Raw genomic sequence first — 9,000 nt, 5'->3', positions numbered from 1 at the left:
GCCTCACTGTTCATTTTTCAAGGTCCCTCCGCTGCCCCTCAGCAGCTTCTCTATATTATCAAATTCTATTACCTTTGTCAATACCTTATCTTGCTGTCTCGTCGCCTCAACAGCGACGTTTATTAATATATCATTTTTACGCTGTCACTTCAATCTCTGTATAACCTTATATAAAGCCATTATTCGTAATTATACCGACTATGCTTGGTTATGCTTTAAAATGCTTTAAATTACAATAATTTATTTAACTCTTCTTTAATTTTTTTAAAGTCCTCCATTGCAGGTTCTAATTTTTCAGGGTCTCTCAAAATTGCAGCTGGATGGTAAGTCGCTATTATTTTAACGCCTTTTCTTTCAAACCATTGTCCTCTCATTGTTGTTATTTTGAAGTTTTTATCTATTATAGCCTTTGCTGCAGTAGCTCCAAGACAAACAATAATTTTCGGAGCTATTATAGCCACTTGATTTCTCAAATAGGGAAGACAAGCGTCAATTTCACTCTGCAAGGGCACTCTATTGTTTGGCGGCCTACACTTTACTACATTAGCAATATAGACTTCTTCTCTTTTTAATCCAACCTCCTCAAGCATTTTGTTGAGAAGTTGACCAGCTCTTCCTACAAAAGGCCTCCCTTGCAAATCCTCGTCTCTTCCTGGTCCTTCTCCCACAAACATAACTTTTGCCCTTAAATTTCCTTCTCCAAAAACCATATTAGTTTTCGTTTTACTAAGGTCACATTTTGTACAATGTAAACACTCTAAATATAGTTCTTTTAAGGGTAGAAGTGCCATTTCTCTCACCTTTTTAAATTAGTCTTATATTTTTCTCTCTCAATCTCATACAAATTATTGCCATAGATATCTATAGTAACAATAACAGGAAGATCCTCAACTAAAAATTTATAGATAGCCTCTGTACCTAAATCTTCATAAGCTACTATTTCTGCTTTTTTTACTTTTTGTGCCAGTAGTGCTCCTGCTCCTCCTATAGCAGTGAAATAGACTGCTTTATACTTTTTCATAGCTTCTATAACTTCTTTACTCCTATATCCCTTTCCTATCATGCCTTTTAATCCTAATTCAATTAATACCGGTGTGTATTTATCCATTCTTCCGCTTGTAGTAGGCCCACAACTTCCTACAACTTGTCCCGGTTTAGGAGGACAGGGACCTACATAATAAATTACACTATTTCTTATTTCGAAAGGTAATTTTTCTCCTCTATTTAATGATTCTATCATTCTCTTGTGAGCTTCATCTCTTGCTGTATAAATTTCTCCTGATAGCAAAATTAAGTCCCTTGCTTTAAGCTGGTTTACTATTCCCTCATCTAAAGGAGTAGTTACTTTCTTGTACATCATTTTTCCTCCCAACAATATTATAATACAAAAGTAGCATGTCTTGTAACATGGCATCCTAAATTGACAGCTACAGGAAGAGAAGCTATATGGGTAGGATAAGTTTCAATATGAACATCAAGAGCGGTAGTACTTCCTCCCAACCCTTGCGGACCAACACCTAATGTATTTATTTCTTGCAGTAATTCCTCTTCTAATTGAGCTATCACTTCGTCAGTATTTCTTTCTCCCACTTTCCTCAATAACGCCTTTTTAGCAAGATAAGGAGCAAGTTCAAAATCCCCTCCAATTCCTATTCCCACGATCGAGGGAGGGCAAGCATTAGGACCTGCTTTTTCAACTGTTTCAATAACAAAATTTTTAATCCCTTCCACTCCGTCAGAAGGCTTTAGCATTTTTAAAGCACTCATATTTTCACTTCCTGCACCTTTAGGCATTACAGTTATTGAAAATCTATTCCCTTCACAGATATGATAATGTATTATCGCAGGAGTGTTGTCACCAGTATTTATTCGCAAAATAGGGCTTTTTACAACAGATTTTCTCAAATACCCCTCTTCATACCCCAGTCTTACACCTTCATTTATCGCTTCTTCTAAATTGCCATTAACTATATGTACTTCTTGTCCTATCTCTACAAAAACTACCACTATTCCTGTATCTTGACATATAGGCATTCTTTGCGTTTTCGCTATTTCAGCATTTGCAACTATATCTTTTAAAATTTCTCTACCCAAAGGACTTGTTTCCTCTTTTATTCTTTCTTTTAAACTTTCAAATATATCTTGAGGTAATTCATAATTAGCTTCAATACAAAGCAATTTTACTATTTCAGTAATTTTCTTTGCTTCTATCACTTTCAAAATTTTTCACTCCCTCTTAAGTTCTTCACAAGTATATAATACTATTTTTTTAGAAATTTTTTAAGGAAAACTTGTTGAAGTAATAGCGTTTTTGCTATTTCTTTTTAAATTTTTTATAATTTAAGGTATAGCTTTGATTGTAGTACACAATTTATTAAGTAAAGGAGGGTTATGCCATTGAAATGTACTGTATGCCGTAAACCAGCAATTGTAAAATTCCCCGCTCATAATTCCGCCTTTTGCGAAGAACATTTGGATGCTTTTTTTATGAGACAAGTTGCCAAAACTATTGAAAAATATAAAATGCTGCCTCCGAAAGGGCGCGTAGTCGTTGCAATCTCAGGAGGAAAAGATTCCTTAGTCACTACTTTTGTCTTAAAAAGATTAGGTTATGAAGTGCTGGGCTTTTTTATAGATCTAGGAATAGAAGAAAACAACTTCTCTTCTCGATCTAGAGAAGTTGTGGAAAACTTTTGCAAAGAAAATGATATTCCTTTAGAAATAGTAAGCTTAAAAGAAAAATTTCGAAAAGGTATCCCGGATGTAGCTAAACACCAAGACAGGATATGTGCTCTATGTGGAGTCACTAAAAGGCATCTTATGAATGAATACACTTTATCTGTAAAAGCTGATGCACTAGCAACAGGTCATACATTAGACGACATGGCTAAGTTGCTTTTAGCAAATCTATTCCGATGGGACCTTCATCATTTATCAAAGGGAACTCCTGTACTCCCTGAAGAACCGGGATTTGCTCGAAAAATTAAACCTCTCGCTTTCCAAGCAGAAGAAGAGATAATTGCTTTTGCAAAACTTCACAATATAAAACCTGTAACCGCAGTATGTCCTTATTCAAGAGAAGCAAAATATACAAGATATCAAGAAGCCTTAGATATGTTAGAGGAAAATTCCCCAGGAATTAAAAGGTCTTTTTATAAAAACTACACAAAATATGCCCATCTATTTGCTGGTACTTCTGCCCGTCCTCCAAAAATAAATTGTGAGGTATGTGGTTTTCCTTCTGTTTCTCCCGTGTGTACCTTCTGCCGCACATGGGTAAAAACTGACTAATGAGAAAAATGCGCCCAATGGGCGCATTTTTCTCATTTATATATTTCCTGTTTTCTCTAAAATTCTGTAAAGCATAGCTGCTGCCTCTGCTCTTGTAGCGTTGTCTTTTGGCTTGAAAGTGTTATCTTCATATCCTCTTACTATTCCAAGTTTTACTGCATTCGCTACTACATTCTTTGCCCATTCGCTTATCTTGTTGTTATCACTGAAAGTGGTATTCCCTATACTGTCCTCTTTGTACTCTGCAAGCTTTCCGTATACCCTCATTATTACTGCTGTCATCTCTTCTCTTGTTATTGGGTCATCCGGCCTCATATTCTTGCCGTCTCCTAACATTATCCCTGCTTTGTATGCTGCTTCTATCGCGTTTGCATACCATGCTCCTTCTCTTACGTCATTGAATTCTCCTTTGTATGGCTCTTCTTCTATTCCTAATGCCCTTATCATTAATGCTGCAAATTCTGCTCTTGTTATTTTTGCGTTCGGTACAAATGTTTCACTGTCTACTCCTTTTATTATGTGCCTTGATGCAAGGACATTTACTACGTCATATGCCCAATTGTCTTTTGTTACGTCTTTGAATTCTTTGTTGTATTCAAAGACTCCATAGGTTGAGAAGTGTTTGGCTTCAAAGGTTATTGTGTTTGTTCCTTTGTCAATTTTTCCTCCTACGTATTCCCATTGATTTGTCTTCTCGTTTAAGTAGTATACTCCTGCTTTTCTTATGTCTTTTCCACCTTTTATGTTAAATGTCATTTTTACTGGTGACCCTATTTTTATGTCTTTGTCTCCTGCTTTTATTGTTATGTCATAGGCGCTTGTTATTGGCTCGAAAGATGATGCTTCCTTTTTGCCTTTGTTGTGTATGTTAAGTTTTATTGTTCCTGCTTTGTTTATGAGGTCAATTGCTTCTTGTGAGACTGTCAAAGTTTTTGCATCAAATTGAAGAGCTACTTCGTCTGATTTTACTACTACGTTTTTGTTGTTCTCTGCTATTAAATTAAGTACAGTTACAGGTATTTCTAATGCTTTTTGAGGTGTAGTTCCTATATTTGTTAAGTCAAATCGTATTTCTTTCTTTGAAGTGTCTTTTATGTCTTTTGCTACTTTGTTTTCGTCTATTGTAAGTGTTGTTGTGTTATTTTCTACAACTATTTTGCCTTGTGATACTTCTTGAGATGGTTTTGTTGTTTCTGTTGGTGGAGTAGGAGTAGGTTCTGTCTCCTGGCCGGGCTTCTCTCTTGTAACAGTTATTGTTATATCTTTTGTAAGTTCATTATTCTTGTCACCACTTGGCTCTACATGTATTTTGATAGTATTTACACCATATTCTAAAGGAACTACTTTTGTAAATATACCATTTTCTTGTTGTACAAAAGATTCATCATTTATAGTTACTTTTGCGCCTTTGTAAGTATTGCCTTTAATCTCTATTTCACTCGTATTTGCATCAACAGTAGTGTTGTCTTTTGGAGAATAGATATATATCGGCAAATCTCTCCATCTTTGCACTGTATCATTTACAACCATTGTATTTGAACCTTGATTAACAACAGTTATCTTCCTATTGTCAATTTCATTGCCGTATTCACCTTTTTCTACTTTATCCCAGCTTCCTCTCGCATATTTATATTCAATTTGTGTACCTTCATTTAAAGTTAAGGTAATGCTGTATGTGCTAGGTCCTGTCTTTGTCATTTGCTGAGCACTTGGATTCCAGAAAGCATCCGGGAAGTTTCCAGCAATATTTACACCATCATCAGGAGTATAATCTGGTACTGTGACATTAAATGCCACTTTTATAGGTATTATATCAGGTGTCGCCTTTACTGTATTTGATGCTGTCCTATTATAGGAGGTATCAACTGCCACAACTTTATAATAATACACATTGCCATTTACTACATCTGTATCTACGTAGTTATACACACTGTCAGACACAGTTGCAATCTTTATAAATGGTCCTGTCTCACTTGAAGACTTATAGATTTCGTAGCCGAAAATAGTAACATCATCAGCTGACGGACTCCAGTTAAGTGTAACTCTTGAGGATTCAATTCCTGGTTGCTGTAAGACTGGAGCTGTAGGTGTTTCTACATCATTTGATGGCACGACAGTAAACTGTTTTGCTTCATCTGTTTTCCCATCTGGTCCTTTTGTATACGTCCAATCATGGCCTTGGTTAGAAGAAAATCTCATAATGTATTCCCATGTGCCTACCATATCAGGTACAAATTTAGCCATGTATTTATCATTATTCCCAGAATCCCCTACATATTGTGCATCAACCCATGTCCAGTCCTTACTTATTTCAACACCTTCCACTTTGTTGCGTGTAGCATCTTGCCCACCATCTCCAATATACCTATATCCTAACTGGGCAATCATATTTTCCCCTTGGCCAGGTTTATCTGTTAATCCTTCTGCCCACACTTCAGCATACACTTCAACTGGATTATTTACGCCTATTACATGGGTATCAACTTGGTTCATATTTCCTGCCCAGCCAATAGGAAATGCTGGATATGCCTCAACTTCATTGTTTAAATCACTTTCATTTCCATCACTATCTACAGCGGTTACAGCATACACATACTTTAGACCATTGGTAACCTCTGTATCAGTATAGGTAGTTTGCGTAACATTTGAAGCTATTTTTTCATATAACCCACCTTTAACTGTAGAACGGTAAATATTATAGCTTACTGCTTTATCTACTACACTCCAGGAAAGGTCTACTTTGCCATTCCCTGAGACTGCTTTAAGGTCTGTTATTGGCTGAGGTGCTGTCAAATTTTGCTCTGGATCTGAAATGAGTATTGCCCCATCCATTGATCCAACTTCTACAACAATTTTACCATCCTGAACCGTGTATGTCTTGCCACTTAAGGCATCTGTAAAAGCAACTCCATCTCTTATAAATTTAGTGGTATCTATAGAAACCTGTTTTGCGTCACCTTTATTTATTACGACAATAGCTACACTGTCAGGATACGATTTCCCAAAAGTATCTTTTCCATTTATGATTCTTCTTCCAAAGGCATAAACATCGCCATTTGCATAAAGTGTCTCAAGGTCTCCTGTTTTCAAAACTTGATTGTCATTTCTTATATTTACAACTTTCTTGAAAAAAGTTTGCAAATCAGTATCTTCTCTTCCCCAAGGGAATGTCCTTCTGTTGTCCGGGTCTTTTCCTCCAGATTGTCCTGCTTCATCTCCGTAATAAATAGAAGGCATGCCTGGATAACCCATTTGCAGTATTGCAGCAAGTTTAAGTCTTTTAACCGCAAGGTCTTTTGCTGCTTGAGAATTTTGATTTTCATCCGCAGAGTTGTATCCAAATACTGTCAATATCCTCATGGTGTCATGAGAACCTAAAAGATTCATAGTAGAATAAAACACTGGAAGAGGATATCTCTCATATATGCTCATAAGCCTTTGGTCGAGTTTTGCTGCATCTATAGGATTGTGAACCACATTTCCGTCATCAAATGATTTATCCAATATAAAGTCAATTACTGCATTTCTAAAGAGATAATTCATAACAGAGTTAAAAGAATCTCCAAGCAGATCCAGTGAAGCGTCATTCCAGTTTTCTGCAACCATCGGAGCATTCGGTTTCACAGTATTAATTGCACCTCTAAAATGAATCCAAAAATCGTGAGCAACTTCATTCGCAACATCTAATCTCCAACCATCTGCACCTACATTTTTGTCCCCATCAGGATTTAACCAATACTTAGATATTGCATTAGGATTATTTATAATAAAATCCGCCCAACTTTTGACATTATATTCACTGCCGTTTATCTGCCTTATCACAGGTAAACTGTCAAATCCCCACCATCCTTCATAGGTACCGTCAGGCTTTATCTCATACCAGTCACCATATGGAGACTTTGACTGATCTCCCTGTTTCCATGCTTGATAAGCACCTAAAACTCCCGTGTTTAAGTATTTACCATATCTATCAAAATAAATGCTGTCATCACTTGTATGATTGAAGACGCCATCAAGTATTACCTTAATCCCTTTTGCATGGGCATCCTCCATGAGCTTCTTAAAGGTAGATAAATCTCCTAATAGTTCGTCTATTTTTGTGTAATCGGTTGTATCGTACCTGTGATTAGAAGGTGATTGAAAAATTGGATTGAGATAAATGACTGATATTCCAAGGCTTTTTAAATAATCCAATTTATCATCTATACCTTGTAAATCACCGCCAAAGAAGTCATTTGACCATATGCCATCCCCTGTATATCCTAGTTTATTTTTATCATTCGGATTATCTGGAAGTTCGTACCAGTTGCTATGATATTCGGCAGGATCAAAACCTCTGCTGTATTTCTTTAAATAGTCATTTGAAGAATCCCCATTAAAGAACCTATCAGGGAATATTTGATACATTACTGACCCTTTCATCCAATCAGGGGTGTCTAAGTTTTTATCGTAGACAGTAAGTTCAAAGTCCTTATTTACTGTATCTGTGGCTTTACCTACGCCACCTAATTGTTCATCGTTATCTCCGTAATAAGCAGTTTTTGTCCCGTCTTTAAGTATAAAGTAATACCAAATTCTTGTGGGATGGTCAAAGCTTAACTTAACTTCCCAGTATTCATATTTCCCGTCAGGACTTTGACCAATTCTGTACATAGGGACTTCTATTCTTGTTTTTTTAATATCATCCCAATAAGAAATTTTAGCTGACTCAATGTCATGATTTTTTGCTTGTATTCTTAATGTCACAGTATCTCCCGTTTTTATTGCACCGAAAGGCGAGCGGAAGAATGGGTCATGGGTGTCATGTCTTAAATCGTCATAATATATGTTATTATCAGGTCCTGTAAGAGGTGGATTATAATCTGTCCATATATTATGTGAAACCGAATCATAGTAAAATGTAATCTTAGTATCATAGGCTACATTCAAAGGAATATTTGGCCCATTTTGTTCACCATTTAAGCCATAATTTATATCCCATGAGGGCCCTAAAGTCACTTTAAACTCATAATTCCCTTTTGGAACATTTGCAGTGTATTCGTAAACATTATTAAACTTATAGTCTCTCATTATAGCAGTCGATGTTTCAGGTTTCCAATCATCACCTGCTCCTATTGCAGGCTGTATAGTCCCTACAAGTCTTGGAAGCTTGTCTTCGGGAATTGGTGTATATTTTGTGGAATCGGTAATACTTGAAGTGTTGTAATTGTAATAAAAAGTCACTACAGAATCTGAATCAAGATGAAAGCTTAAATTACCTTGTGAAGGAACTCCTCCACCTTCCCATGAATGATTAAGAGCAACTTTATACTCATAATCACCTGCAGGTAACGCAACTGGGGTAGTAAATTCATAAAAGCCATTACCTTTATATGTCATTATCGTTTTGTCACTGTTTATATTCCAGTCAGAATCTCCAAGTTTGGATTGAAAATTGCCAACAACATTGGCTATCGCTGGCGCTGTATCTGTCTCAGCCTTTGCAAATTCCATAGGCATTGAGCCAAATACTACTGTAAAAACTAAAAGAAAAGCCAGCAAAAATCCTAAAGCTCTCCTTTTAAACACCTATAATCCCCCTTTTCGCTATATATTTCCTTAAATATTTTTTAAAAAACTAATTTGCAATCCCACCTCCGTTTCTTTTGGGCAATCGCTTTCACAAATTGCAAAAAGATAAATGTGATAAAAACACATTTTATTTGTGCA

The 9,000-nt window shown here is 36.1% G+C and carries 5 protein-coding genes; 1 reads left to right on the top strand and 4 read right to left on the bottom strand.

What is annotated here, in order from left to right; genetic code table 11:
* Positions 1–230 precede the first annotated feature (230 nt).
* The 3 genes from THESIDRAFT1_RS06480 to THESIDRAFT1_RS06470 are packed head-to-tail and all read right to left on the bottom strand — an operon-like array spanning position 231 to position 2,220.
* Positions 231–791 (bottom strand): uracil-DNA glycosylase, encoded by a 561-nt coding sequence (locus THESIDRAFT1_RS06480; protein ID WP_003871274.1) that lies wholly within the window; start codon positions 789–791, stop codon positions 231–233.
* Positions 792–796: 5 nt separating this feature from the next.
* Positions 797–1,357 carry a Fe-S-containing hydro-lyase gene (locus THESIDRAFT1_RS06475; protein ID WP_006569883.1) on the bottom strand — a complete coding sequence of 187 codons (561 nt, stop codon included), beginning with the start codon at positions 1,355–1,357 and terminating at the stop codon, positions 797–799.
* Positions 1,358–1,377: 20 nt separating this feature from the next.
* Complete coding sequence (locus THESIDRAFT1_RS06470) at positions 1,378–2,220, bottom strand: fumarate hydratase (RefSeq protein ID WP_003871272.1); 843 nt, start codon at positions 2,218–2,220, stop codon at positions 1,378–1,380.
* A 177-nt stretch (positions 2,221–2,397) separates the two neighbouring features.
* On the opposite strand from THESIDRAFT1_RS06470, the gene THESIDRAFT1_RS06465 reads away from it, so the two are divergent.
* Positions 2,398–3,291: a PP-loop family protein gene (locus tag THESIDRAFT1_RS06465; protein WP_003871271.1), complete on the top strand. Its 894-nt coding sequence runs from the start codon at positions 2,398–2,400 to the stop codon at positions 3,289–3,291.
* Positions 3,292–3,327: 36 nt separating this feature from the next.
* Here THESIDRAFT1_RS06465 and THESIDRAFT1_RS06460 read toward each other — a convergent pair whose 3' ends face one another.
* Entirely contained in the window at positions 3,328–8,859 is a 5,532-nt protein-coding gene (locus THESIDRAFT1_RS06460; RefSeq protein WP_006569882.1) for an alpha amylase N-terminal ig-like domain-containing protein, read from the bottom strand.
* Positions 8,860–9,000: the final 141 nt, after the last annotated feature.

This window comes from Thermoanaerobacter siderophilus SR4 (assembly GCF_000262445.1).
Taxonomy (GTDB): Bacteria; Bacillota; Thermoanaerobacteria; order Thermoanaerobacterales; family Thermoanaerobacteraceae; genus Thermoanaerobacter; species Thermoanaerobacter ethanolicus.
This window is presented reverse-complemented; position numbering and strand designations above follow the sequence as displayed.